At 68.4% G+C, this 25,152-nt stretch carries 23 protein-coding genes and 1 pseudogene; 13 read left to right on the forward strand and 11 right to left on the reverse strand.

Going from position 1 to position 25,152, the window contains the following annotated elements; translation table 11 throughout:
• Together V7053_RS03575 and V7053_RS03580 are read right to left on the reverse strand one after the other, a co-directional pair.
• Positions 1-949: ABC transporter permease (locus tag V7053_RS03575; protein WP_334170897.1), on the reverse strand; the 949-nt coding region annotated here is incomplete at its 3' end.
• A gap of 62 nt (positions 950-1,011) precedes the next feature.
• Positions 1,012-2,008, reverse strand: a pseudogene (locus tag V7053_RS03580) (substrate-binding domain-containing protein).
• Between the two features lie 213 nt (positions 2,009-2,221).
• Between V7053_RS03580 and V7053_RS03585 the strand changes: the two are divergent.
• Positions 2,222-2,443, forward strand: a complete 222-nt coding sequence (locus V7053_RS03585) for a hypothetical protein (RefSeq protein ID WP_334170899.1) — start codon at positions 2,222-2,224, stop codon at positions 2,441-2,443.
• Between the two features lie 22 nt (positions 2,444-2,465).
• Here the strand turns inward: V7053_RS03585 and V7053_RS03590 are convergent, their stop codons facing one another.
• Complete coding sequence (locus V7053_RS03590) at positions 2,466-3,092, reverse strand: SOUL family heme-binding protein (RefSeq protein ID WP_334170900.1); 627 nt, start codon at positions 3,090-3,092, stop codon at positions 2,466-2,468.
• Positions 3,093-3,261: 169 nt separating this feature from the next.
• On the opposite strand from V7053_RS03590, the gene V7053_RS03595 reads away from it, so the two are divergent.
• A complete protein-coding gene (locus V7053_RS03595) occupies positions 3,262-4,029 on the forward strand; it encodes an IclR family transcriptional regulator (protein ID WP_334170901.1) in 768 nt (255 codons plus the stop codon).
• Here the strand turns inward: V7053_RS03595 and V7053_RS03600 are convergent.
• Genes V7053_RS03600 through V7053_RS03610 form a run of 3 tightly spaced genes read right to left on the reverse strand, consistent with a single transcriptional unit; the run spans position 4,026 to position 7,032 of the window.
• Positions 4,026-5,651 carry an FAD-dependent oxidoreductase gene (locus V7053_RS03600; protein WP_334170902.1) on the reverse strand — a complete coding sequence of 542 codons (1,626 nt, stop codon included), beginning with the start codon at positions 5,649-5,651 and terminating at the stop codon, positions 4,026-4,028. The genes V7053_RS03595 and V7053_RS03600 overlap by 4 nt on opposite strands.
• Positions 5,648-6,742 carry a zinc-binding dehydrogenase gene (locus tag V7053_RS03605; RefSeq protein WP_334170903.1) on the reverse strand — a complete coding sequence of 365 codons (1,095 nt, stop codon included), beginning with the start codon at positions 6,740-6,742 and terminating at the stop codon, positions 5,648-5,650. Before V7053_RS03605 ends, V7053_RS03600 begins: the two co-directional genes overlap by 4 nt.
• The gene (locus V7053_RS03610) at positions 6,739-7,032 is read right to left on the reverse strand and encodes a YciI family protein (protein WP_334170904.1); all 294 of its coding nucleotides are present in this window, start codon (positions 7,030-7,032) and stop codon (positions 6,739-6,741) included. The genes V7053_RS03605 and V7053_RS03610 overlap by 4 nt, the downstream gene beginning before the upstream one ends.
• Positions 7,033-7,152: 120 nt before the next feature.
• Here V7053_RS03610 and V7053_RS03615 point away from each other — a divergent pair, with 120 nt between their 5' ends.
• The 6 genes from V7053_RS03615 to V7053_RS03640 all read left to right on the forward strand — a co-directional run bounded on the left by V7053_RS03615 (position 7,153) and on the right by V7053_RS03640 (position 15,423).
• Positions 7,153-8,055, forward strand: a complete 903-nt coding sequence (locus tag V7053_RS03615; protein ID WP_334170905.1) for a LysR substrate-binding domain-containing protein — start codon at positions 7,153-7,155, stop codon at positions 8,053-8,055.
• 113 nt (positions 8,056-8,168) lie between these two features.
• Positions 8,169-9,530 (forward strand): MFS transporter, encoded by a 1,362-nt coding sequence (locus V7053_RS03620; protein ID WP_334170906.1) that lies wholly within the window; start codon positions 8,169-8,171, stop codon positions 9,528-9,530.
• Positions 9,531-9,566: 36 nt separating this feature from the next.
• The gene (locus V7053_RS03625) at positions 9,567-10,640 is read left to right on the forward strand and encodes a Gfo/Idh/MocA family protein (protein WP_334170907.1); all 1,074 of its coding nucleotides are present in this window, start codon (positions 9,567-9,569) and stop codon (positions 10,638-10,640) included.
• A gap of 12 nt (positions 10,641-10,652) precedes the next feature.
• Positions 10,653-12,725, forward strand: coding sequence for an FAD-dependent oxidoreductase (locus tag V7053_RS03630; RefSeq protein WP_334170908.1), 2,073 nt, complete (start codon positions 10,653-10,655; stop codon positions 12,723-12,725).
• The gene (locus V7053_RS03635) at positions 12,722-13,558 is read left to right on the forward strand and encodes a sugar phosphate isomerase/epimerase family protein (RefSeq protein ID WP_334170909.1); all 837 of its coding nucleotides are present in this window, start codon (positions 12,722-12,724) and stop codon (positions 13,556-13,558) included. The genes V7053_RS03630 and V7053_RS03635 overlap by 4 nt, the downstream gene beginning before the upstream one ends.
• Positions 13,558-15,423: an FAD-dependent oxidoreductase gene (locus V7053_RS03640; RefSeq protein ID WP_334170910.1), complete on the forward strand. Its 1,866-nt coding sequence runs from the start codon at positions 13,558-13,560 to the stop codon at positions 15,421-15,423. The genes V7053_RS03635 and V7053_RS03640 overlap by 1 nt, the downstream gene beginning before the upstream one ends.
• A gap of 500 nt (positions 15,424-15,923) precedes the next feature.
• On the opposite strand, the gene V7053_RS03645 is transcribed toward V7053_RS03640, so the two are convergent.
• A complete protein-coding gene (locus V7053_RS03645; RefSeq protein ID WP_334170911.1) occupies positions 15,924-16,829 on the reverse strand; it encodes an alpha/beta hydrolase in 906 nt (301 codons plus the stop codon).
• A 104-nt stretch (positions 16,830-16,933) separates the two neighbouring features.
• On the reverse strand, positions 16,934-17,809 hold the full coding sequence (locus V7053_RS03650) for a response regulator transcription factor (RefSeq protein WP_334170912.1): 876 nt from the start codon (positions 17,807-17,809) through the stop codon (positions 16,934-16,936).
• 226 nt (positions 17,810-18,035) lie between these two features.
• Here V7053_RS03650 and V7053_RS03655 point away from each other — a divergent pair, with 226 nt between their 5' ends.
• Positions 18,036-19,037: a heparan-alpha-glucosaminide N-acetyltransferase domain-containing protein gene (locus V7053_RS03655; protein ID WP_334170913.1), complete on the forward strand. Its 1,002-nt coding sequence runs from the start codon at positions 18,036-18,038 to the stop codon at positions 19,035-19,037.
• On the opposite strand, the gene V7053_RS03660 is transcribed toward V7053_RS03655, so the two are convergent.
• Both V7053_RS03660 and V7053_RS03665 read right to left on the reverse strand, forming a co-directional pair.
• Positions 18,972-19,457, reverse strand: coding sequence for a hypothetical protein (locus V7053_RS03660; protein ID WP_334170914.1), 486 nt, complete (start codon positions 19,455-19,457; stop codon positions 18,972-18,974). The two genes, V7053_RS03655 and V7053_RS03660, sit on opposite strands and share 66 nt — an antisense overlap.
• Positions 19,458-19,475: 18 nt before the next feature.
• Positions 19,476-19,610 carry a hypothetical protein gene (locus V7053_RS03665; protein ID WP_334170915.1) on the reverse strand — a complete coding sequence of 45 codons (135 nt, stop codon included), beginning with the start codon at positions 19,608-19,610 and terminating at the stop codon, positions 19,476-19,478.
• A 249-nt stretch (positions 19,611-19,859) separates the two neighbouring features.
• Between V7053_RS03665 and V7053_RS03670 the strand changes: the two genes are divergently transcribed.
• From V7053_RS03670 to V7053_RS03685, 4 genes are all read left to right on the forward strand, one after another.
• A complete protein-coding gene (locus tag V7053_RS03670; RefSeq protein WP_334170916.1) occupies positions 19,860-20,714 on the forward strand; it encodes a hypothetical protein in 855 nt (284 codons plus the stop codon).
• 95 nt (positions 20,715-20,809) lie between these two features.
• Positions 20,810-22,072, forward strand: a complete 1,263-nt coding sequence (locus V7053_RS03675) for a PspC domain-containing protein (RefSeq protein ID WP_334170917.1) — start codon at positions 20,810-20,812, stop codon at positions 22,070-22,072.
• A 1-nt stretch (position 22,073) separates the two neighbouring features.
• Positions 22,074-22,310, forward strand: coding sequence for a hypothetical protein (locus tag V7053_RS03680; RefSeq protein ID WP_334170918.1), 237 nt, complete (start codon positions 22,074-22,076; stop codon positions 22,308-22,310).
• Positions 22,311-22,366: 56 nt separating this feature from the next.
• The gene (locus tag V7053_RS03685; RefSeq protein WP_334170919.1) at positions 22,367-24,724 is read left to right on the forward strand and encodes an HAD-IC family P-type ATPase; all 2,358 of its coding nucleotides are present in this window, start codon (positions 22,367-22,369) and stop codon (positions 24,722-24,724) included.
• Here the strand turns inward: V7053_RS03685 and V7053_RS03690 are convergent.
• Positions 24,702-25,142, reverse strand: a complete 441-nt coding sequence (locus V7053_RS03690; protein ID WP_334170920.1) for a universal stress protein — start codon at positions 25,140-25,142, stop codon at positions 24,702-24,704. The two genes, V7053_RS03685 and V7053_RS03690, sit on opposite strands and share 23 nt — an antisense overlap.
• Between the last annotated feature and the right edge of the window lie 10 nt (positions 25,143-25,152).

Raw genomic sequence — 25,152 nt, forward strand, 5'->3', positions numbered from 1 at the left:
AGACGATGCCCTTGTTCGCCATGCCGAAGATGAACGCGCCGATCGCGCCGCCGACCGCAGAGCCGTAGCCGCCGGTGAGGAGGCAGCCGCCGATGACCGCGGCGATGATGTAGAGGAACTCGTTGCCCACGCCCTCGCCCGACTGAACGGTGTTGAAGGCGAAGAGATTGTGCATTCCGAGGAGCCATCCGCAGAACCCGACGCCCATGAAGAGCCCGATCTTGGTCTTCGTCACAGGTACGCCCACGGCGCGGGCGGCGTTCGCATCGCCGCCGACCGAGAAGATCCAGTTGCCGACCCGGGTCCGCAGGAGGATCCACGAGGCGATCAGGACGAGGACGATCCAATAGAAGATCGGGATCTTGATGTCCATGCCGGCGATCGTCAGCTCCGAGGCGAAGACGGCCTGAGCCGAGTCGAAGCCGTCCATGTCGGCGATCGACGGCGAGGAGACGCTTCCGCCGATGAGGCGGGTCAAGGCCAGATTGAGGCCTGAGAGCATCAGGAACGTCGCGAGGGTGACGATGAAGCTGGGCAGCCTCGTCTTGACGAGGATGATGCCGTTGACGAATCCGATGCCGAGGGAGACGACGAGCGCCAGCAGCACTCCTATCCAGATGTTGAACGAGAAGTACCAGGAGAACAGGGACGCGGTCAGGGAGGAGGTGATGACGGCGACGCCGGCGGAGAGATCGAACTCGCCGCCGATCATCAGCAGGGAGACGGCGACCGCCATGATGCCGATGGTCGAGGACCCGTACAGCACAGTCGCGAACGCATCGGGCTGGAGGAAAGTGCTCGAGACGAGCGAGAAGAACACGAAGAGGACGATCGCTCCGACCAGAGCCCCGATCTCGGGTCGCGTCAGGAGCTTGCGAAACGAATTGCGCTGGCCGACCCGCTCGTCCGCGATGGGGGTGGGCTTCGAAGGCAGGGTTGTGGTTGCCATGGGGAGAACTCCTTGTCGTTGGGGCTGCGCGGCAGCGGCCGCGCAGCCCCGGGACCTTCGGTCTAGCGGATGCCCTGCTGGACGTACTTGAGGACGTCAGAGATGTTCGACTTGTCCACGACCGCGGGGCCGGTGAGGACTGCCTGCCCGCCGCCTACCTTGAACCCGCCGAGCTTGTACTGCCAGAGCGAGTCGACGGAGAGGTAGCCCTGGAGCCATGGCTGCTGGTCGACCGTGAACAGGACCTTGCCGTCGCTGATCGCCTGCGCGAGCGCGGGGTTGAGGTCGAAGCTGGCTACCTTGATCGAGCTGCCCGCATCCGCCACGGCCTTGAGGATCGTGACCGTGTACGGGGCACCGAGTCCCACGATCACGTCGGCGTCCTTGGTAGCCTGCAGCTTCGCCGTCACGGTGGACTCCACAGCTGTCATGTCGGCGCCGTTGACGTAGAGGATCTCCGTGTTCGGTTCCTTCTCCTTCACGCCGGCGCACCGCTGCTCGAGCTGCACCTGCCCCTGCGACATGATGACGCAGATCGGGTGCTTGTAGCCTCCCTGAGCGAGCCGCGTGCCCACCGTCTGGCCGGCGAGCGTCTCATTGGAGCCGAAGTGGGTGAAGGCGCCCATCTGCGCGGAGACGTCCCCGCCGGCATTGAAGCTGACGAAGGGGATGCCCGCGTCCGTGGCCTTCTTCAGCACGTCCTTCATGGCGCCCGGGTTGGCGATGGTGACGGCCATGCCGTCGACCTTCTGGTCGATCGCCTGCTGCACCAGCTGAGCCTGACGCCCTGCATCGGAATCGTTCGTGTAGAGCAGGTTGACGTTGTCCTTGGCGGCGGCCGCCTGGGCGCCCTTGCGCACGATGTCCCAGAAGGTGTCGCCGGCCTCGGCGTGGGTGATCATCGCAACCGTCATCCGGGGGGTGGAGGCCGCCTGTCCGCCGGCTGCGGCGGCGGTGTCCGCGGGCTTGCCTCCCTGGCTGGAACATGCCGTCAGCGAGTAGGGGGACGAGGGCCAGAGCGGCCAGCCCCTTGGTCCATGTCTTCTTCAGCACAACCATCTCCTTTGATTTGTGCGGTCCGATTCAGATTCGAACGGAGGGTCCGCGGATGTGACGGGAGTCTCATCGTGGACCGGTCCAACTGTAGGTGGGTAACTCGCTCCCTGTCAATGGACCGGTCCACGGCGGTGTGGACCGGTCCACGGTATGATGAACGTCACACCAGACAGGGAGGTTGCCGTGAACCGTGTTCCGAGTCCACTCGCCCCGCGAGTGAGCGTGGTCCGCTGGAACTGCCTCGTTGGGTTCAGCGTGGAAGTCGTACGGCGAGGTCACGTGGTCGGAGGGGGGATCGTTGAGGCGGCGTCCCCGAACAGCGACTACGTGTGGCTAGCCGGCTATGGAGTAGACAGCCGGAGGCTCATCCATCGCGCCGAAGGCTACGAGCTGCTCGTCGACGAGGAGCAAGCCAGGATCTTGAACGGGCCGGCCTGAGAGCGGACACAGCACATGAACCCTATTGCTCATCCTGCTTCGGCGTCACGTCTTGGACCACTTCGTTGTGTCGCAGGAACCAGGGCTTGAACGGCGGGTCGAATCGGGCGAACCGGGGCGCCCCCACGGGTGTGATCCCGGCCTTGGCGAGGGCGTCCAGCAGTTCGCGGCTGTGCTTTGCGAAGGCGGATTCGGAGCCGCTTCCCGGGAAGCGGACGACTGCTGCAGTCGAGCCGGGCACTGTCCGGATCCTCACCTGCGGGTCGGCGGGGACGGGTGCGGAATCCTCGGTCATCCCGGCGGGGAGCACGAACGCGACCGCGTATGCGCCTTTGTCGGATCCGCAGGCGCTCGAGAGGGCGGCGTCCGCGAGCCGACTCTGAAGCACCGGCGCCGTCATCTGCACCGTCTGTGAGGAAGGCGTCTCGGGCCGCGCGACGCCCTTCTGGAGCACGGGGGCGGTCATCGCCAACGACTGTCGAGCCGTATTGTTGCCTTTGATGTAGTTGAAGAGGTGCCTGAACGCGGCGTTGCCCGCGCGGTCGAAGGACGCGTTGACTACCACTTCTGCCACCGCGTGGGGCGGGTATCTCCGCAGCTCGAAGTCCCTGTACCGCCGGACCAGCTCGTAGGGCTGCTGTTCAGTCATCGTCCTTCAGACGGTACGCCGGGAGGCGTGCAAAAGGGTGAATAGGCTGGAACGCGTTCGGCTCCGTACGCCAGGCGAAGGACCGTGATGAAGTACTGCATGTTCGGTGGGAGCGGCGTCGGCTCGGGCTGGTGCCTCGCCACGGTCAGCCCCGGCGACGGCTAGGCCAATGGCGAACAGTGATTCGGGCGAATCCGTGATCCGACGCGTGGCCCGCATCATGGGAGCGTTCACCCGCGCGAGGCCAGCCATGACGACGGCGGAGCTCGCCCGCGCGACGGGCCTCTCGAAGTCCACCGCACACCGCCTCGCGAGCGAGCTCGCCCGGGAGGGCCTCCTCGATCGAGACGACGCTGGCCGCTTTCTTGTCGGTGCAAGGCTCTGGGAACTCGCCGCGCGCTCCAACCTGCTCGAGGAGTTCCGTCGCAAGGGCCTCCCGTTCCTCGAGGGAATCCACGCGGCAGTCCGGCAGCACGTTTCCCTGGCCGTGCCCGACATCGACGACGGGACAGTGCTCTACGTCGAGCGTCTCGATCAGTATGGCAACGCCGTCATGAATCTCGGCGAAGTCGCGGCGCGCCTCGGCCTCACCTCGACGTCGCCGGGGCTCGCGATCCTCGCCCACGAGCCCGGCGAGGTGCGGGAGCGCTTCATGGTTGCTTCCGCGGACGACGGCGGCCGCGAACTTCGCGCGTCCCTCGCCGAGGTGCGCCGGGCCGGGTTCTGCAGATTGGCGAGCGGCCTCGTCGAGGAGAACGTCGGCTACGCCGTGCCGGTGTTCGGCCCGGGGAACGCCGTGATGGGCGCGATCTCGGTCGTGCTGCCCGTTGCCGAAGACCGCCCCGAGATGATCCTCCCCGTGCTGGTCTCCGCAGGCCGCGGCCTCTCGCGGGCGATGGGCGCCGAGAAGCGCCCTTACAGCGCGCTTCCCTTCTAGGGGACGGTAGCGGGGGAGCGGGCCACGAGGTGGCGAGCCGCTGCGAACCCCCGCGTCACGGCTGACCCGAGGGTCGCGCCGCCGCCCGGGTACGCGTCCCGGAACACGGTAGCCGAGCAGTTGCCCGCCGCGTACAGCCCGGCGATCGGTTCCCCGCTCGGTGTCAGGACACGGCCGTCGAGGTCCGTCAGAAGGCCCCCGGCTGTCCCCAGGGCCCCCGGGCGGATGCGCACGGCGAAGAACGGCGCCGCCTCAAGCGGGGCCAGGCAGGGATTCGGCCGGACTTCCGGGTCGCCGAGGTGTCGGTCCTGATCGCTGGACCCGCGGCCGAACTCAGCGTCCGAGCCGAGCAGGGCGTCAGCGTTGAAGCGGCGCACCGTAGCGGCCAGACCGCGGGGGTGGACTCCTATCTGCTCCGCAAGCCCTGCCAGGGTCTCGGCACGATGCATCCACGGGGGCGTCGGCCCAGCGGGGCTTCCTGCGACCGGATACTTCGCGTGGTAGGTCGCGTCGAACACGAGCCAGGCGGGGTCGTTGGCCGGCCGGGACGTGACCGGGTCGATGTTCGCGAAGACGCGCGAGAGGTCGTGGTAGTTCATGGCCTCGTTGACGAAGCGCCGCCCGGCAGAGTTCACAGTGATCGATCCGGGAAGGGTCATCTCGACGTTGCCCATCCGGCCGGTCGGCGCCCCGTCGTACTGGTGGCCCTCCGGTGCGATGACGGGGACTCCCCAGATCGACGTCGTGTGGGCGGGCATTCCGCCCGCACGGAGGCCGAGCAGGAGGCCGTCGCCGGTGTTCGACGGGGCCCCGATCGGCGTGGTCGCGAACTTCAGAAGCGACCCCGCCAGAGCGGGGTTCCGCTCGAAGCCGCCGGAGGCGAGCAGGACTGCCTGCGCGGTGAGGCGGGCGTGCCCTGCCCCGATCTCGACAGTCCAGCGCCCGTCGTCGGCCCGTTCGAGGCGGGTGACCCGAGCATCCACTGTGATATCGGCACCGCGTTCGACGGCAGTTGCGACGAGGGCACCGACGAGCGCGCCGCCCATGGTGCGGATGCCCGCGGATGCGCGCTCAGCCAGCAGGCTCGGGTGTGGTGGTGCGCCGTGGAGGGCATCGCGCTCGTTCATCGAGATGAGGGGAAGGTAGGTCGGCGGACGAAGGCGGCCGGCAAGGCCGGGGAGGACGGCGGGGTCGAACGGACTGTTGTCGAGGCTCCGGCCGCGGGCCACGGCGCCGGGCCACTCCATGTGGTAGTCGGGCCGGTCGAGGGGTGTGAGGGCCACGCGCGTCTCGTGGGTCAGGAATTCGACGGCCTCGCGCGAGGTGCGGAGGTACCACTCGATCTCGGCGTTGGACATGGCTCCGTCGGTGGCCGCCTCCAGATAGGCCGCCGCGCGCTCGCGCGAGTCCGTGCCCTGGGGCATCAGGGGATTCGCGGGCGCCCAGATCACTCCGCCGCCGGCCGCGCTCGTCCCCCCGAGCAGGGACGCCTTTTCAAGCACGACGACGGCGAGCCCGGCCGCGGCGGCGTGGCATGCAGCCGTAAGTCCAGCAGCCCCGCTGCCGACGACCGCGAGGTCGTAGTGCGGCGCCAGGCCGTGAAGCGGAACGGGGAACGTCACGAGAGCACCTCCGGCAGGTCGATCGCGATCTTGCCCACGCGCATCTCGCCGGGTTCCCCCGTGCCGCCGGTACGGCCCCTGAGGGTGCGGAACGCGGCGTCGAGCTCTTCGAAGGCGAAGCGATGGGTGATGAGGCTCCTGCATTCGTCCTGGTGCCGGGCGAGGAGGTCGAGCGCCTGGTCCATGAGGTGCCGCGAGTTGCGGGAGCCGAGCAGGTCGATCTCCTTGACCGGCAGGGCACGCATCGAGAGGGCGACCTCGCGTTCGCTGATGCCGACGACGACCACGCGGCCGGCCGGAGCGACGAGGTCGACCGCGCTGGCGAGCGACGCGGGCGCTCCGGTGGCGTCGATGACGAGCGAAGGCCCCTCGCCGTCCGTCCACTCCGCAAGCAGGCGCCGCTGGTCCACGGACGGGAACCCCGCAGCGACCGAGAGCGTGCGGGCGGCGCCGAGCACGGCAGCGAGTTCGAGCCGCTCACTGTCTGTATCGGCAATGGCGACGTCGCACCCCAGGTCTTTGAGGCAGACGAGCGCGAGAAGCCCGATGGGTCCGGCGCCGCTCACGAGGACTCGCTCGCCGGGGAGCGCGCGGCCGCGAGTGACGGCCTGAAGCGCGATCGATACGGGCTCCCAGAGGGGAGCGAGGTCGGTTGACAGGCCTGCAGGCAGCCGTCGGGCACGGTCGAGCGGGACGAGCAGGTACTCGGCGAGGGCCCCGTCGTCGTCATAGCAGCCGTAGACGCTCATCTGCGCGCAGGCGTTCGGTCGATCGATGGAGCAGGCGTAGCAGCGACCGCACGAGGAGACCGGCGAGACGGCGACGTCGTCGCCCACGGCGAGCGGGCCGCCGTCGTCCTCGGGATGGAGGCCGGCGATGGTCGCCGAGAATTCATGCCCTTGGACGATGGGCAGCTCGGTCGCGTAGTCGTCCTCCCAGATATGGAGGTCAGTCCCGCACAGCGTCACGCAGCGTACGCGGACGACGGCGTTCCCCGGCGTGGGCGATGGCACGGGCACTTCGGCGTATTCGATGGTTTCGGCGGCCACGGTCCTCGCGACTCGCATCGTTGGTTTCATCTCGCTGCTCATCGCGCCGAGGAGAGGCGGTCGGAGCCGAAGAACACGTTCCACGGCGTGATGGAACGGCGGGCGATGAGGCCTTCCTGGTGGAAGGGGTCAGCGTCGAGGGTGGTTGCGAGCTCCTTCGGGTCCTCGGCCGTGAACACGAGCAGTGCCTGGGACCCGCCGTCGAGCGGGCCGGAGACGAGCAGGTGGCCGGCCTCGTGCTGCCCGGAGAGGAACTCGACGTGCCGGGGTCGGTGCTCGGCCCGCAGTTCCGGCGCGTCCGTGTACTGGTAGGTGACGGCGTAGTAAGCCATGGTGGTCCTCCTGATCGGGGGTCGTGGGCTGGTTGCCTGCCCAGTCTGTTGCTGCTAGCCGGCAAGAGGGGCCGAGGTCCTATTCAATGGGATGCACCCCTCGGGTGCTTGAATGACCACATGGAGGTCAGATGGCTCGAGGCGTTCGTCGCGGTCGCAGAGGAGCTGCACTTCGGGCGGGCAGCGGCGCGGCTGCACATCGCGCAGTCCCCGCTCAGCCAGACGATCCGCAAACTCGAGAAGGACATCGGGGTGCCCCTCTTCGAGCGCAACACGCGAAGCGTTGGACTCACGGCGGCCGGACGATCGCTCCTGCCGCACGCGTACCGTGCTCTCGAGGAGCTCGAGGTCGCCCGCCAGGCCGCGCATGCCTCCGTCGGCGCGGTCTACGGGCACCTGACGATCGGCTTCTCGGGCGCGATCAACCACCGAACGCTGCCCGTGCTCACGCGCGTCCTGCGCCGCCGCTACCCGGACATCTCCCTGTCCTTCCAAGGGCGGGTGGTGACTGGCGACGCCGTCGCGATGCTTCAGCAGGGCACGCTCGACATCGCCTTCGTCGGCCTCCCGCTCGATCCCTCGCCGCTTGCATCGCGGCTCATCGCGCGCGAGGCGCTCGGCGCCGTGGTACCAGTCGACCACCCGCTCGCCAACCACGTCAGGCTGGATCTGGGGGACTTGCGTGACGAGGACTTCATCACGATGCCGCTCGGCCACGGCTCGGATCTCGAACGGACCGTGACGGCAGCGTGCGTCACCGCCGGATTCAGGCCGCGCGTCGTCCAGGAGATCGGCGATCCCTTCATGATCCTCACCCTCGTCGCAGCGGGCGTCGGCGTGAGCCTTGTGAGCGAAGGAATGTCGGACATCCTTCCGAACGGGGCCGCCTACGTGCCCCTCGCCGAGCCGCAGCCGTATCTCCATCACGGGATCGCCTGGTCGCCGTCGAACCCGTCGAAGGTGCTCCGAGTAGTCCTCGACGTCGCGGACGAGGTGCTTCCGACGCCTGCGTCCGCAGATTGAGCTGAAATCAAACAATAAGTCAGATCGAATAGGTGTTGGACGCAGCACAATCGATGCTCGCATGCTGGAGAGGCCGGTCGGGAACCGATCGGCTTCACCCCGAAGGGAGCATCATGTCAGCGTCGACATCCAGCGCTTCCCGCAGCCCGCGGAACAACGCGCGCATTGCGGCGGTCTCAGGATTCTTGGGCAGCACGCTCGAGTACTACGACTTCTTCATCTTCGGCTCGGCCGCGGCCCTTGTCTTCGGGAAGGTCTTCTTTCCTGACGCGGGTGCTGCCAGCACACTCATGTCGTTCGCCACGCTCGGGGTGGCGTACATCGCCCGGCCTCTGGGCGCCGTCGTCTGGGGCCACTTCGGCGACCGCCTGGGCCGCAAGAACATCCTCGTCCTCACACTCGTCCTCATGGGGACCTCGACGTTCCTGGTCGGCTGCCTCCCCACCTACGCGACGGCCGGCGTCTTTGCTCCGATCGCGCTTGTCGCCCTGCGCCTCGTCCAAGGACTCTCTGCCGGCGGGGAGTCGCCGGGCTCGAGTTCGCTCACTCTCGAGCACGCGCCCGACGGCCGCCGCGCCTTCTACACGAGCTTCACGATGAGCGGAATCCAGTTCGGCATCGTGATCTCCAGCCTCGCGTTCATTCCCATCACGCTGCTCCCGCAGGCCCAGCTCCTGGCCTGGGGATGGCGCCTGCCCTTCCTCGCGAGCGCGCTCGTGACCTTCGTCGCGTACTACCTGCGCCGCCGGCTCGAGGAGCCGGAGGTATTCGAGGAGATCAAGGACGACGCCGCCATCGCAGCCGTGCCGCTCCTCGATCTCTTGCGGAGGGACTTCCCCAACGTGCTCCGCGTGACCCTGTGCGCCCTCGTGACGATGGTCAACACCGTCTTCACGGTCTTCGCGCTGACCTACGCGACCGAGGTTGTCAAGCTCAGCAAGCCGATGATGCTCATCGTGATCGCCGTCGCGAACGTCGTGACCGTGTTCACCCAGCCGCTCTTTGCGCTGCTCTCCGACCGGATCGGCCGCAAGCCCGTCTTCATCACCGGCACGATCGGCAGCGCCGTCCTGGTGTTCGCGTTCTTCGCGGCCCTGTCCACGAGGAGCTGGCCGCTCATCTTCGTCACCGCGATTGCCCTCACGGGCGTCTTCTACGCGATGCCGAACAGCGTCTATCCCGCCTACTTCCCGGAGCTGTTCCCGGCCCGCACCCGCTATTCGGGGATGGCCGTGAGCCTCATGCTCGGGCTGCTCGTCGCCGGCTTCACCCCCGCGATCGGCACGGCCCTGACCGAGGGAAATCCCGCGAACTGGGGTCCCGTGGGCTGGATGACCGCCATCTTCTGCGCGGCCGCGGCAGGTTCCGCGTTCACGGCCCGCGAGACGTTCCGGGTGCCGAAGCACGAGCTCGGAAAGCCGGCCGCCCTCGCCGCCCAGCCCGCTGCCGCCGCCACTTCCACCGTCGCGCCCTGACCACTCGTCCCCGAGACGGCAATCTGAAAGGCAATGATGACCAGCCCCCCCTTTCGAGTCGGCATCGTCGGATGCGGAGCCATCAGCCGGAACCACATCGAGGCCTTCCGCGTCATACCCGAGGCGCAGATCGTGGCGGTATGCGACGTCGACGCGACGCGTGCCCTTGAGACAGCCGATCGCTGGGGGATCGACGGCGCCTACGGCTCTGTGGACGAACTCCTCGCCGCCGGTGTCGACATCGTCTCAGTCTGCACCCCGCATCCGACCCACGAGGCCGTGGTCCTCGCGGCGGCGGCCGCAAAGGTCCACGTGCTCTGCGAGAAGCCCATCGCGATCGAGCTCGAATCGGCCGAGCGGATGATTGCTGCGTGCGACGAGGCCGGAGTGAAGTTCGGCGTCCTCTTCCAGCGCCGCTTCTGGCCCGCGGCGCAGCGCCTCCGGAGGGCGATCGACGACGGCACCCTGGGCCGGCCGATCCTCGGCCACGCATCCGTCATCCTGCACCGCGACCCCGCCTACTACTCCGCATGGCGCGGGACCTGGGCCACCGACGGCGGCGGAGTGCTCATGAGCCAGGCCATCCACCACATCGACCTCCTGCAGTGGTTCATGGGCGAGGCCGTCGAGGTCCACGGTCACGTCGCGACCTTCAGGCATCGCATCGAGGTCGAAGACACCGCTGCCGCGGTCGTGAAGTTCGCATCGGGCGCGATGGCCGCCATCTCGGCGACCACGGCGGCGACGCCGAACCTCGGCGAGACCATCCGGATCACCGGGGAGACTGGTGCGACGGCAGAGCTGACCGAGTTCCCCGAGGGCAGCGATGGTCGCATCACCCTCTGGGCCCGCGGCACCGAGATCGGGACAGAGCCCGTCCACCCGGCTGGCCTCAAGCCGAACATCGACCTCTCCACGATCAACGGCCAGCTCATTCCGCACCACGCGTCGCAGATCCGGGACTTCGTCGACGCGCTCCGGGAAGACCGCGCCCCAGCCATTACGGGCCGCGACGCGACGGCAGCCCTGCGGATCCTGCTCGCAGTGTACGAGTCGTCCCGTACGGGGCGGCCCGTGCGGCTCGCCGCGTCTGCCGTCCCCGCGAGCTAGAGGATCCCTTCCATGAATTCTGCAAGCACCGCACTCACTCTCGGCCGCTATGGGCGGCGTGAGCGCACTCTCCGCAATCGGCTCGTCAGCTCGCCCATGGAGCGCAACTACGGCAGCACCGACGGGCGCATGAGCGAGCAGTACGCCGACTACCTCGTCACGCGGGCCCAAGCGGGGCTCGCCGTCGTGACCACCGAGGCGACCTACGTCCGCGCCGACGGCAAGGGGCGAACGCATCAGCTGGGCCTCCATGACGACGACGTCATCGCGGGGTTCCGAGCGCTCACCGACTCCATTCACGCGGCTGGTGCTCTCGCTGCGGTCGAGATCAACCACGGCGGCCGCACAGCCCAGTCGGTGGTCTCAGGGCTGCCGAACGTCGCGCCGTCGGCTGTGCCCTGTGAGATCGCCGGTGGGGAGGTGCCTCGCGAGCTCACCGGGGCCGAGTGCATCGAGCTCGCCCAGGCCTTCGCCGCGGCCGCCCGACGCGCGGTAGCCGCAGGGTTCGACGCCATCAGCATCCACGGCGGCCACGGCTATCTGATCCACCAGTTCATGTCTCCCCGCACCAACCTCCGGGCAGATGGGTTCGGAGCGCCTGAGGCCTTCCCGAACCTCGTGATCGACGCCGTCCGCGCCGCGGCACCCGAGGCCCTCGTGGGCATGAGGATTTCGATGGTCGAGGGCTGCGAGCGCGGGCTCGACGCGGAACAGACGCTGGACGTCGTGGGTCGCCTGCACCTCGAAGCCCTCGACTTCCTCGACCTGTCCGCAGGCAGCTACGAGGCGGGGGAGTGGATCGTGCAGTCGGGGGAGTGGAGGCCCGCGGTCCTCGCCGACCTCGCCCGCGCCTATCGCCGCTTCGGCATCCCGCTCGGGATGGCGGGGCGTCTCAACTCGCCGGAGGCGATCGAGGGCGTGCTGGTCGATGGCGTGTGCGACTTCGTCTCGCTCGGCCGTGCGGTGCATGCGGATCCGGGCTTTGTCCGCGCGGTCCTCGACGGTCCAAGGAATGACGGTGCGGTCTACCGCCCCTGCATCGCGTGCAACGTCTGCATCGACAACCTCGGGCTCGGGCAGGTCACCTGCACGGTGAACCCCGCCGTCGGACGTTCTCGGGTCCCCGTGCCCACGCCGCAGGTGCGTCGCGAGGCGCGCATCGTCGTCGTCGGCGCTGGACCGGCAGGTCTCACCGCAGCCCGAGAGCTGGCACTTGCCGGGGCGCGTGTGACGCTGCTGGACGCCGGTGAGGACGTCGGCGGCCAGTTCCGGCTCGCGGCCCACATGAAGTCGACGCCGGATTTCATCCGCTTCCTCGAATGGTCCAGCTCGGAACTGGTGAGGCTCGGCGTCGACATCAGGCGTGGCGCGGCGGTCAACGCGTGCGGCCTCGCCGCACTGGTCCGAGCGGAGCACGCGGATGGCGCAGTGATCGCAACCGGGGGAACGCAGCCGGAGCCTGGCTTCCGCGCTTCGGGCAGCGGGGCGGAGGACGGAGTGGTCGACGTCCGTGCTTGGCTCGCCGAGCATCTTGCCTTTCTGACCGGAAGCGAGCCCGGGCCGAGGAACGTGACGATCTGGGGCGCCGACTCCGTTGCGATGTCGGTGGCCGACACTCTCGCGGCCCGTGGCACGCACGTGCTGCTCGTCGGTCCGGAACCGGTCCTCGCGCCCGAGTCTGGCCGGCGCGCGAAGATCCTCGCTGTCCCGCGCCTCGAGACCAATCGCAACGTGCGGATCCTGCTGGATTCTCGGATCGTCGAGGTGGTCCGCCCGGGCAGAACGGATTGCCGGGTTCGGGTCGTCGGACCGGAGGGCGAACGGTGGCTCGACGCGCCGGGCCCCGTTCTTGTATCCCGCGGCGTGGTGCCGCTCGACGGGTCGGTGGACAGGGAGGGCCGGGAAGCAGCGCTGTCGGTCAAGGCGGGGGCCCCGGTGGTGCTGGCCGGGACGGTCATCGAGCAGTTGCCCGCGACGGCGTCGAATGCCATCAAGAGCGGCTACGACGCCGCGCAACGCCTGGCTGCACGGCTTGGCGAGGGGGCCGCCTCGGCCAGCATGGAGCTTGAGGGGGCCATCGCATGAAGAGGCAGCTCGGACTCGCTCCACTCTCACTCCTCGAGACGGCTCCTCCGGACCTCGTGGTCATAGCAGCCGAGGCAGGCTTCGACTTCCTTGGCCTGCGGGTCCGGGCCGTGACGGCGGCGGAACCGGCGTACGACCTGCAGCCGGGTTCGCCCCTGCTCGCCGAGACCCAGCAACGCCTCCGGGACACCGGCCTGACAGTCCGCGACATCGAATTCCTGCTCCTGGACGGATCGGATCAGCGCGAAGCGTGGCTTCGCATGCTCGAGGCTGGGCATGTCCTGGGCGCCTCCACGATGACGGTCGCCGGAGCGGACCCCGAGCCGAACCGTTTCGCCGACAACCTCGCCCAGATGGCCGACGACGCGAGAGCCGTCGGCATGACACCGACCCTAGAGCCCATCTCCTACCAGTACATCAACTCCCTCCCATCGGCGGCAGCTGCGGCCCGCCCCGCGGGATGCCAGATCGTCGCGGACAGCCTGCATTTCCGGCGTTTCGGCGGCACCCTCGACGAGCTGGCGGGGACGGCCGATCTTGTTCCGATGCTCCAGCTGTGCGACGGTCCGGCCCAGCGGCCCGCCGACCGCGAGGGGCTGATCCTCGAGTCCCGCGCCGACAGGCTCCCACCCGGCGAGGGCGCCTTCCGGCTCGCCGAGATCGTCGCGGCCCTCCCCCCGGGGCTCCCCGTCAGTGTGGAAGCCCCCTCACCCGTCATGGTCACCCGCCTCGGCCCACTCGGGTGGGCCCGGAGGCTCAAAGCCAGCGCAGTCCGCGTAATCGCCGAAGCGGCGACTTCCCCCTACGTCCCCGAGAAGAACGGATCCCAGTGATGACAGCGACTGCTGACGCTTCCCACCCCACGCCGGACGTCCTCGTCGTCGGCTCGGGCGCCGGCGGGCTTTCCGCAGCAGTGACTGCCGCGTACCACGGGCTGCGCGTCCTGGTCGTGGAGAAGGCCGAGGTCTGCGGCGGCGCGACGGCGTGGTCGGGCGGCTGGGCGTGGGCGCCAGGAAACCCGATGGCGAAGGCCGACGGCGTCGACGAGGACCCTGAGCTATTCCGCACCTACCTGCGCCACCGACTCGGGAAGCGGTATCAGCCCGAGCGGATCGACGCCTTCCTCGAGGCCGCCCCGCACATGGTCGGCTTCTTCCAGGACAAGACACGGCTCCAGTTCACGCCGGGCGCGAAGATCAAGGACATCTATGGCAAGACCCCCGGCGCCGGGACCGGCCACCGCTCCGTCGGCCCGGCACCGATCAACGCCCGGCGCCTCTCGCCGCGCGTGCGGAGGCTGCTTCGCGGGCAGCTCTACGAAACCTCCTTCCTCGGCATGGGAATCATGGCCGGACCGGATCTGTCGAAGTTCCTCTCGGCCTCCCAAGGCAGCCCGACCGGACTTCTCCACGCCGCCCGGCGAGTGGGGATGCATCTGCTCGACCTCGCCGTGCACCGGCAGGGCATGCAGCTGGTCAACGGAACCGCCTTGGTGGGACGGCTGCTGCAGAGCGCCATCGATCTCGGGGTCGACATCCGGGTCAACACCGCGGCCGTACGACTCACAACGGACGACGGCGGCCGCGTCACCGGGGCGGTCCTGCGCGGACCCGCCGGAGAGTACGCCGTGGGCGCCGAGCGGGGCGTCGTCCTTGCCGCAGGTGGCTTCCCCAACGACCTCGAGCGCCGTCGTCGCCTGTTCCCCAAGACTCCGACGGGCGCCGAGCACTGGACCCTCGCGCCCTCCTCCGCCGACGGCGACGGGATCACCCTGGGCGAGTCCGTGGGCGGCCACTTCGAGACCGACGTCGAATCGCCCGCAGCCTGGTGCCCGGTCTCGCTCGTGCCCTACCGAAACGGGAAGGCGGGGACCTTCCCGCACATCATGGACCGCGCGAAGCCTGGCTCCATCGGGGTGCGCCGCGACGGCGGGCGGTTCGTCAATGAGGCCAACGGCTACTACGACTACATCTCCGCCCTCATCGCTGCGACGCCCGAGGGCGAGCCGGTGGAGTCGTGGCAGATCGCGGACTCGCGATTCGTGCGCAAGTACCCCCTCGGAATGGCCAAGCCGCTGCCCGTGCCGCTCTTCCCCTACCTGCGCTCGGGCTACCTCATCAAGGGCCGCACTCTCGAGGAGCTCGCCCAGAAGTGCGGGGTCAGCCCAGCTGGGCTTCGGGAGACGGTCGATCGCTTCAACGCCCACGCCCGCTGCGGCGTGGACCCGGACTTCGGGCGCGGCGAGACCGAGTTCAACCGGTACGGGGGCGACCCGAAGATCCGGCCGAACCCCTCCCTCGCCCCCCTCGAGAAGGGGCCGTTCTACGCGGTCAAGATCGTCCCCGGCTCCTTCGGGACGTTCGCCGGGCTGGCCGCCGACGCCCGCTCACGCGTCCTCGACGCCACCGGAGCGCCGATTCCAGGGCTGTTCGTCGCCGGGAACGATCAGGCCAACGTCATGGGTGGCTTCTACCCGGCTGGTGGGATCAATCTCGGTCCGGCCTTGACCTTCGGGTACCTCGCTGGCCGCGAGCTCGCCGGCGCCGTGGCGTACGAGGACGACGGACTGGCGGCAACGTCAGGGGCTGGTTCGACCGGGCGCGCACGGGAGGACGAAGAACCAGTAGGCGGCGAGCACGCATCCGATGGCTGTCAGCGTTTCTCCGACGTCGGTGACAACCGCGCTTCCCACGTCTGAAAGGAAGAAGTACGCAGCGAAGCTGGCCCCGAAGGTGATCAGCACTCCAGCGAAAAGAAACGACGTTCCGAGCACAAGCCAGGGTGCCCGCTGACGATTTCCGACGAGCACGGCGCCCGTTACCGCCGCAACCCCAGATGCCGCGATCAGGACGGCGGCCAAGGCATACAACGGGGACAGGGACGACAGCGTCGACAGCATCAGGGCCCCTGCCATGAGGCCGACCAATCCGGCAGCCTGGATGGCCAGACCTTTCCTTGTCCGTTTCGCTGCCGACCCTGTCGCTCTGCGCAAAAGATTCGTGCCGGCGGCCGCAAGGGATAGACCGAACGCAATCAACGCGGCCGCGAGGAGCACTTCGATGATGGGCGCCCCGGAAGTCCCGTTCAGTGCCATCGCGACGAGAAGGCCCACTGCTGCCGCTGAATATCCGGCCGCCACGAAGTCGAGGGCCCGCGGACGAGGCGGACCGGGAAGCCCGTCGTCCCGGCCGAGAGCACTCACTGACCCCCCTCAGAAGCGTTGAAGAAGCGCACCACGTCGTCAGCGATCTGTCCAAGGCTGGGCCTGACCGGGTTCGGACCAACCTGGGCGAACATATGGCCCATGTTCTGAACAAGGACGAGCTCGGCACGATCGCCAGCGGAACGCAGCTCGTTGTACAGCTCTGTGGATTGAGCTGGGGGCACTTTTGCGTCGTCGACGCCTTGGATGATGAGAATCGGGGGTGCCCCTTGAGCGACGAAATGCGACGGGCTCGCGAGCCTGAGGTCATAGTTGGCGGGGAAGACCTTTTGGACGTCTGACGATGAGAATCCTGCGTCCTCTGTGAGGTTCACGGGCCCGAACAGGTCGACGACGGCCTCGACGCGGCTCGAGTATTGGGCGAAGGGACCGACGTCGAAAGCCGAGCGAGGACCCGTGAGGGCTGCGAGCGCTGCGAGCTGGCCGCCGACGCTGGTCCCGAACGCGAAGACATCCGTCGAGCTCAGTCCGAACGCCGCGGACTTGTTCCGGAGAAATCTGATCGCGCACTTCACATCCTCGATCTGGGCGGGGAACTTGAATACCGGCGCAAGTCGATAGTTCACACTCGCCACCGCATATCCCGCGGATGCAAGAGCGTTGAGCAAGGCCGGGTTGATGTCTGCCTTGTCTCCCGCGGTCATTCCCCCTCCATGGACGAATACAGCAAGTGGGAGCGGGCGCGTCGCGGCCTGACGCGGAACATACAGGTCCAGCGTCTGAGAATTGCAGTAGGACATGTCTCGATAGGAAACGCCAAGCGCAAAGACCACCTGCGGCGGTGCATTCGAGGAAATGATTCGAGCGATGGTCATGCCCGAGAAGACCGCAATGAACAGGACCGAGATGATCGCGAGTGTCGCAGCGAGGTGAGATCTCATGCGGGCTCCAGGCAAGGAATCTGACGCGGGGCAGAGTCCGACTCGACGCCAAAGCCTCGCGGATGCGACGGGAGGCGACGACTGCCAGTGGTCCCGGACGGCTCTCAGTGGTCCCTGAAATGGCTGTCCGGGCGCGCGGCCTGCAGGGCCAGGGCGAGCCTATGGGCGCCTTCCTCGCGCGTGTTCTCAGCGGCATGGCCTGCGCCGTCGCTCTCGGCCACACAGTCCAAAAGGGCCAAGGTCACGGCGTCGGCGGTCGCGGACGGTCGGCCAAGCCGGTCCGCCCAAGCCGTAGGAGCGATGCGGGCGAGTTCGCCGGCAATGAGCATCGCAGCCTGCGTGCGGTGCTGGAGGTCCAGCTTGCGCAGCACCGTGGAGGTCATGTTCTTGATCGTCTTCTCGGCGAGGACCAGGTCCGCGGCAATCTCGCGGTTGCTCATCCCATCTCCGAGCAGCAGGAGCACCCTGAGTTCTTGAGGCGAGAGGGCCAAGAGCCTCGGGTCGGCGGTGGACCCCCGTGGGGCCGGGCGGAGGAGCATGGTGCGGAAGACGGGGCTGAACGCGGTGCGGCCGCCCAGAATGCGGCGGAGGAGTCTGACCGTCTCGGCGCCGTCGTCCTCTTTGGACAGGCACCCCCAGGCCCCCGCGGTGACGGCTCCGATCAGGGCCGCCTCGCTGTCGCCGTCGGTCATGATCACGCAGCGGATCGAGGGATCCACGGCCCGCACCGATCGGCACACGTCCATTCCGGTCCCGTCGGGGAGCAGGTCGTCGAGGATGGCAATCGCAGGAAGCAGCGCGGGGATGCGGCGAGCCGCCTCCCGCGCCGATCCCGACTCTCCGGCACACGGTATCCCGGCCACGCGCAGAACACTCCGCAACCCGGCCCGGACGAGCTCGTGGTCATCGAGGACATATGCGCCCGTCTTGATTCTGGCCGGCGCGCCCCGTTCGGCCAGTGGATCGGATCCTGGTGGCATGCGGGCCTCCCGACCTCGGCGCACGGCGCCCATTGAGGGAGCCTCACCGCACCCACCGAACGAGGGGACCGGCATGCCCACGGACAGGGCACGCCAAACGCACAGTGCAGAGCGTCAAGGACAACGGTCCACCCTCGGACACCATCCGGAAAGGGACTTAGGTCCCGTCCCGGGATCAGGGCTTCCGCCTCTCGCCCGGTGGATGGGACACAGGTAGCCTCAGCTCGTGCATTCGGTATCGCGGGGCGCCCCGGCCGGTGGCCAGGCGGAGTCCGGCAGCGGCCCCCTGGCGCCCCGCGATACCAGGATCGACAGGCTCCGCGGCGTGCTCGTGCTCCTCATGGTGGGTGGCGACTACCTCGCGGGCGTCCAGTTCGTCCCCGCGTTCCTCAAGCACGCGCCAGACATCGGGCTGACCGTCGCCGATCTCGTGGCACCCTGCTTCATCCTGGTCATCGGGTTGAACTATGGGCCGTCCTTCGAACGCCGGAGCAGACAGAGCCTGCCCGACGCTTACCGTCACCTGTTGACGCGGTACCTGGGCCTGCTCGGAATCGGCGCCATCATCACCGCCGGAGGGACCGTCGTCGCGGGCCAGCCCACTGATTGGGGAGTCCTCCAAGCGCTCGGGATGGCGGGGTTGGTGGCTGCACCCTTCGTCAGACTCGGCACGCCGGCGAGATTCGCCGTCGGCATCCTCATTCTGGGCGCCTACCAGTACCTGCTGAACCACGGGATGCTGCAGAGCGTCCTGTCCTCGACCCACGGAGGCTTCCTCGGGTCCCTCGCGTGGGGTGGCCTGCTGGTGCTTTCTACGGCGGTCGCCGACGTCTGGCGCAAGGGCCATGGACCCTACGCGGCCTGCTGTGGCGTGCTCGCCGTCGTGGCGGCGGCATCCCTCCTGATCGCTCCGGTGAGCAAGAACCGAGTGTCGCTGAGCTACGTCCTCATCACCTTGGCCGTGAGCGCGCTCGCGCTCCTGGTCACGGATGTGCTCTCGAGCGGACTGGCTGCACGCGCAGGGTACTTCTGTTGGTGGGGCGAAAACGCTCTGGCCCTCTATCTGGCGCATCTCCTGTTGCTCGGCCTCATCGAGCTTCCCGCGTCGCCGCAGTGGTACTCCGTAGCGCCGGTGTGGCTTGCTGTCCTCCAGTTGGCGGCGCTACTTGCCGTCACCTCTCTGGTCGCCTGGTGGCTGCACCGCCGTCGCATCCGGATCGGCCTTTAGCGCGCGTTCGGTCAGGAAGATGTTCGCTCGGGCGAACTCGGGGACCGTACGACGGATGGTGAAGGCGCGATAGTCGTCCGGCATGATTCCTCGCCCCTCCTGCGGGAACCACGGACGTTCGAGGCGTCGTTCTGTCCACTGCGGGAGCTGCGGGCGCCCTCTCAGGGCAAATCGAGCACCCGCGGCGACCAGCGTGTCCCAGCGGGCGATGCCGATGCTCGCGCGCGGCTCGTGGAGCGTCCGGGGCTGCATTGTCCTGATTCGGGCAAATGCCGCCAGGAGCATCCTCATCGCGTGGGCATTCTCGCCTCGGTCCAGTGCGAGGCGGGTCCGGTCGACGACGGCGTCGAGCACCGCCTGAGGCTCAGCGCTCGTGATCGCCTCGGGCAGATGTGGTTCTTGTGCCTCGTCATCGTGCAACGTCGGGCTCGTTTCCGCTCAATACAGCTCGAGGATCGCTTCCAAGACCCTCATGATCTGGGTGTCGTCGTCTGGATGCTCAGGGACCTGCACCGGTTCCGTGAGGCCGTTGTGGGTGACGGTGAAGTGCCCGGCGACAAACCTTGCCGTCACACCCGCCCTGCTGGCTTTACGGATCCTGACCACCTGAGTCACCGCCTCGGTTGTTCTGGCCCTCGGTTGTTCTGGCCTCCATGGAACCACCCTCGTCGGTGGCTGACAGGAGGCTTTGGACCTGAAAGAGGAGTGGCGATTCAGCGACAACAGGTCCTCCCATCCCGGGAAGGCCGACCCATCGAGGCGATGAGCAGAGGGACCTTTGCCCCTTCCAGCAGCCCTTCCGCTCCGCGCACGATGGAGCCCATGTCAGCGGAGGAGTTCCACGGTGCCGACCGCTATGAGGCCATGGAATTCTCCCTCCCCTTCGGGTCGACGATGATCGTATTCGTCCCCGAGGGCTCGCTGCCCCCGGCCAAGGTCATCCTCGACATGGTCGCGCCGGTCAATCTGCTTCCGAGCAAATACCCCAAGCGGACCTATCCCGACGGGAACGAGTGGATCGTGCCCGATCAGATCTCCATCGCTGCGATCGCCGTCCTGCCGAGCTTGACCCGCGAGGTGCTCCTGACGTCGTACCCTGGAGCGAGCCCAGCCTCCCGCGCCCATCTGGCGAACCAGGTACACGCCCACTGCGCCGCCGAGTTCGCCGACTTCGAGGAGTCGAGGATGGATGCGCTCCGCGGCCTGCCAACCCTCGGGGTCGGCGCCGGTGCCACTGCCGTGCAGATCGGCAACGCCCTTGCCGCGCAGGACGTCCTCGACGCAGCTTTCGGGAGCCGCTCGTACACCCGCCGCCGGTTCAAGTTCCTGGGTGCTGCCCTGTATCACTATGAACACGGCGCCGACGCGGACTCTGCCCGGGCGAACGCCCTCGATGCCCGGATGAGGGCGGTGGCGACGCTACCCGAGACCGACTATCTCGCCGTCGCTCCCCGAGAGCGGGACCGTGCGATGGCCTACGTCCTGGTGCAGGCGCTGTCTCACCTCGGCGGCATCTCCACGCTCGGTCTCACGGTGCGAGCCGAGGCCATCGACCCCACCACAGCCTTCGCCGCCACGCAGCTGGCCAACCCGGGCAGGTACGCCAGGGCCGCGCTCATGCTCGAGACCCTCAATCCGGAGGTGCTCCGGCCGGTCCTGGGCAACTGGAGGCCGTAACAGGCGGAGGGAGCCTTGGTGCGCGAGCCTTATCGACGGGGAAGTCAGGGCTTTGTGCCGTAGGTGCGGCAGCCACAGCTGGCGACGATTGAACCATGAGCACGGAACCCAATGTCGGGGGGAGCGGACATCCCGCTTCCCATGCTGGTATCCCGGGGCAGGCTGGATCCGATTTCTTCGGCTGGGTCCGCAGCCTCGGTATCGTCCGCGGGCCTGATCGATGGGCGGGCGGAGTTGCCTCGGGCCTTGCCCGCCGTTGGCGGGTGAACCCTGTGCTCGTGCGCTGCATGTTCGTCCTCGCGGCGATTGTCCTCGGCGTGGGATTGCTGGCGTACGGCATCCTGTGGCTCCTGCTGCCGGAGCCCGATGGACGCATCCACCTCCAGGACGCCATGCACGGCCGGTGGACGGCGGGGATGACAGGCAGCCTCATCGCGACAGTCCTCGGGCTCGGAGGCGCACCCGCTCTCTGGTCGGGTCAATGGGGCGGAGGCTGGCCATTCTGGAGCCTTCTCTGGGTGGGCGTCGCGCTTATGGTCGTCTACGGGATCGCGGCGTCGAACCGATACCCTCGCTCCGCACCCCACCTTCGGGCCGAAGCATGGCAGCGCTCCGCTGCGGACGTCCCCATCGAACACAACGCTCCGGAGGCGCCTGCCGGCAGCTCGCCCGACCCCTACCGCAATCCCGGCTGGCAGGGCCAGCCTCTTCCGCCTCACGTGGTGAAGCCCCACCGGCCGAGTCCCGGCGGTGCCTTCGTCGCCGTCGTCACGGGCATCGCCGTTCTCGTCCCGGGTACGCTGCTGGCGCTCGAGCTCGCCGGAGCGCCGAGCCTTGACCCGAGCACCGGGGCGCTCTGGGCGCTCGCGGCCGGGATCATCGGGCTGGGCATCGTCGTAGCGGGCATCAACGGCAGATCCGCAGGCATCCTGTCCTTGTTCGCGATCCTCGCGCTCGTGACGGCTGCCATAGTCCAGCCGGTGTACAACGTGAGCCGCGCGCAGACCTCGGTGACATCGTCGCCGTCGTCCGTCCAGGAAGCGGTCAAGGGGTATCAGATCACCACCGGTTCCGGCCAACTCGACTTGCGCGCACTCGACAACACCGGACCGCTGAACTCGGATGCGGTAGTGCCTGTCGACGCGACGATGAGTCAGCTCCGGATCGAGATCCCCAAGAACATCCCGGTGCGAGTCCAGACCGACGCGACGATGAGCAACGTCCAGTTCGGCAGCAGGTCGTCATCCGGGCTGACCACGACCGACTCGCAGACCTACAACGACGGCCGAGCGGGCGCGACCCTCGTGCTCACCGTGCACGCCACCATGTCGAACGTCCAGATCGAGCAGGAGCAGTGAGATGAGCAGTAATCTGCCGGCGCCGCATGGGTACCCCGAGGGGCCGAGCACCGGGACCATCGTCTGGGGCGCCATCCTGGCGATCGCCTCCGCGCTCCTTGCTGCCGCCCGGCTCGGCTGGCTCGCACTGGACCCCAGATCCGCGATCGTCACCCTGATCGTGCTAGTCGGCCTCGGCCTCGTCATCGGCGGGGGACTCGCAGCCGTAGGAAACGGCAGACGGTCACGGGGGAACTGACGGCGGCCCCCTCCGGGCCGATCGTCGGCCTCAGCGAGGCGGAGGCCGCGGAACGATTGCGCGAGGGCCTGACGAACCGCCAGGATTTCTCGACGAGTCGCAGCCTCTGGGCCATCGTCCGGGCCAACACGCTCACATATTTCAATGGGCTCGTCCTGTCCGGCTTCGCACTGCTGCTGGTGTTGGGCCGCTGGCAGGACGCCCTTTTCGGCCTCACGGCATTAGCCAACGCCGTGATCGGAGCCGGGCAGGAGCTTCGGGCGAAACGTACCCTCGACCGCCTAAGCGTGCTCACCGCGCCGACGGCGAGGGTGCTTCGCGGCCCACAGGAGCGCGAACTCGATCCCCGCGAGGTAGTCCTCGATGACGTCCTCGTCGTGAGGGCCGGAGATCAAGTCGCTGCCGACTCCGTCGTCGTGGCCGCTGAGCGCTTGAGTGTCGACGAATCACTCCTGACCGGCGAGGCCGAACCGGTGGCACGCACGCTGGGGGAGACGCTGCTCTCGGGGTCGGCCGTCGTCGGCGGTTCTGGGCTCGCCCGGGTGACTGCGGTCGGGGCCGGGGGGTTCGCCAATCGGCTCACTGCGGAATCGCGGCGGTTCTCGCTCGTGCGTTCCGAGCTGCGGGAGTCTCTCGATCGGCTGCTGCGGTGGATCGGCTGGGCCGTCGTGCCCTTGGGCCTTCTGGTGCTCAACGCCCAGGTCCAGGTCCAAGGCGGTTGGGGGCCAGCGGCCGCCGACGGTCGCTGGCAGGTGGCAGCGGTCGACACCGTCACCGCCCTGATTGCGATGATCCCGCTCGGACTCGTCCTCATGACCAGCGTGGCCTTCGCCGTCGGTGCCATCGCACTCGCCCGGCAGCAGGTCCTCGTCCAGGAGCTGCCAGCCGTGGAGGGCTTGGCCCGCATCGATGTGCTCTGCATCGACAAGACCGGCACCCTCACCGACGGGCAGACCGTGCTCGACAGCGTCACCCCGGTGAGGGAACTCGCCGCGGACGGAGCGGCATCCTGGCGGGCGGCGCTGGCCTGGTTCGGGGCCGACCCGTCGGCGGGCCCCACCATCCGCAGCCTCAGGCGCGACTATCCGGGGTCCGACGGCGTGCACGCTGCGGCCGCCATCGACTTCTCCTCGGAGCGGAAGTGGAGCGCGGCGACCCTGATGGGAGGCGCGACGGGCACGTGGGTGCTGGGGGCACCCGACGTCATCGTGGGCCTCCCGGAGTTCGAGGCAGGGGACCACGGCGCGCAGGCCGTGCGACTTGCCGGCCAATTCGCGGGGTCCGGCCTGCGTGCGCTCCTGCTCGCCTATTCTTCAGCCCCCCTGACCCCAGCGGATGTCGCCGAGGAGAGGCCGCCCCACGGCGTTCGGGCGACGGCGGTCCTCGCCTTCCGCGAGCAGCTCAGGCCGCACGTCGCGGCGACCCTCGCCTACCTGCGTGAGGAAGGGGTCGACGTACGGGTGCTCTCGGGCGACCATCCGAGGACGGTAGCCGCGGTTGCGGAGGCCGCAGGGCTTGGCCCGGATCCTGGCTTTGATGCACGCGAGCTGCCCGAGGATGCCGAGGCGTTCGCGTCGGCGGTGCTGGCGCATCCGGTCATCGGCCGCGTGACCCCGGCCCAGAAGAGGCGAATCGTTCAGGCGCTCAAGTCCGCCGGCCACACCGTGGCGATGACGGGCGACGGCGTCAACGACGCCCTCGCGATCAAAGACGCGGATCTGGGCATCGCCATGGGCGCAGGTTCCGCTGCAACGAAGGCCGTTGCGCGGATCGTTCTGCTCGACAACTCGTTCGACCACATCCCGGAGGTGGTGGCCCAGGGGCGGCGCGTCCTGGCCAACATAGAACGGGTGTCCGTCCTCTTCCTGACCAAGACTGTCTATGCCATGGCGCTCTCGGTCGGGCTCGGGTTCTTCCTGATGGAGACGCCGTTCCTTCCGCGTCAGCTCTCCGTGACGGACGGGCTCACGATCGGAATACCCGCGTTCTTCCTGGCCCTGCTGCCGAACCGCCGTCGTCATGCTGCCGGTTTCCTGCGCCGCGCACTGGGCTTCGCCCTTCCCAACGGGGCCATCGTGGCAGCATGCCTGCTCGGGGTGACGGCCGCGGGAAGCTCAGCGCGCCTGGATCCAGCCCAGATCCGGACCGTGGCGACCCTCGTCCTCACCGCAGCAGGGCTGTGGGTCCTCGCGTGCCAGGCGCGGCCCTTGAAAGGCTGCCGGCTCGTCGTCGTCCTTTCCATGTTCGGCGCGGGCGCTGGCGTGTACCTGCTGCCCTGGTCGGTAGGATTCCTCGATTTCGCCGCACCGCCGCCATGGTTCGCCCTCCTGGGTGCGGTGGCTGCCGTCGCAGGGTGCGCGGGGGTGGAACTGGTCCATGCCCTCGTGACGCCTAAGGCGTCACAGGATGCCTGATCACGACCACCGTGCAGGGGCAGTGGTGCACCAGATGGGCGGACACCGAGCCGAGCAGGAGTCCTGCGAATCCGCCGAGGCCGCGCGAGCCAACCACCACGAGGTCCGCTCCCTCCGCGGCCTCGAGGATGACCTTCGCCGGACTCCCGTGGCCGACGACCGTGTCAATCCGCACGTCCCCTCCCGAGACGGCTCCCACAGCGAGGTCGAGGACGCGCTCGGCTGCGTGTGCGAACGCTTCCCGATCCATCGCGACAGTCTCCAGGCCCGTCACCAGAAGCGGGAACTCCCACGCGGTCACCGCAACCACCCGCCCCCCGCGCAGGGCCGCCTCCTCCGCCGCCCACGCGAGCGCCTCACGCGACTGCGGGGAACCGTCGACCCCGACGACGGCAACGAAGTCTTCGGTGACCCTCATCGCGATCCCC

Source organism: Sinomonas sp., from assembly GCF_036848755.1.
Classification (GTDB): Bacteria; Actinomycetota; Actinomycetes; order Actinomycetales; family Micrococcaceae; genus Sinomonas.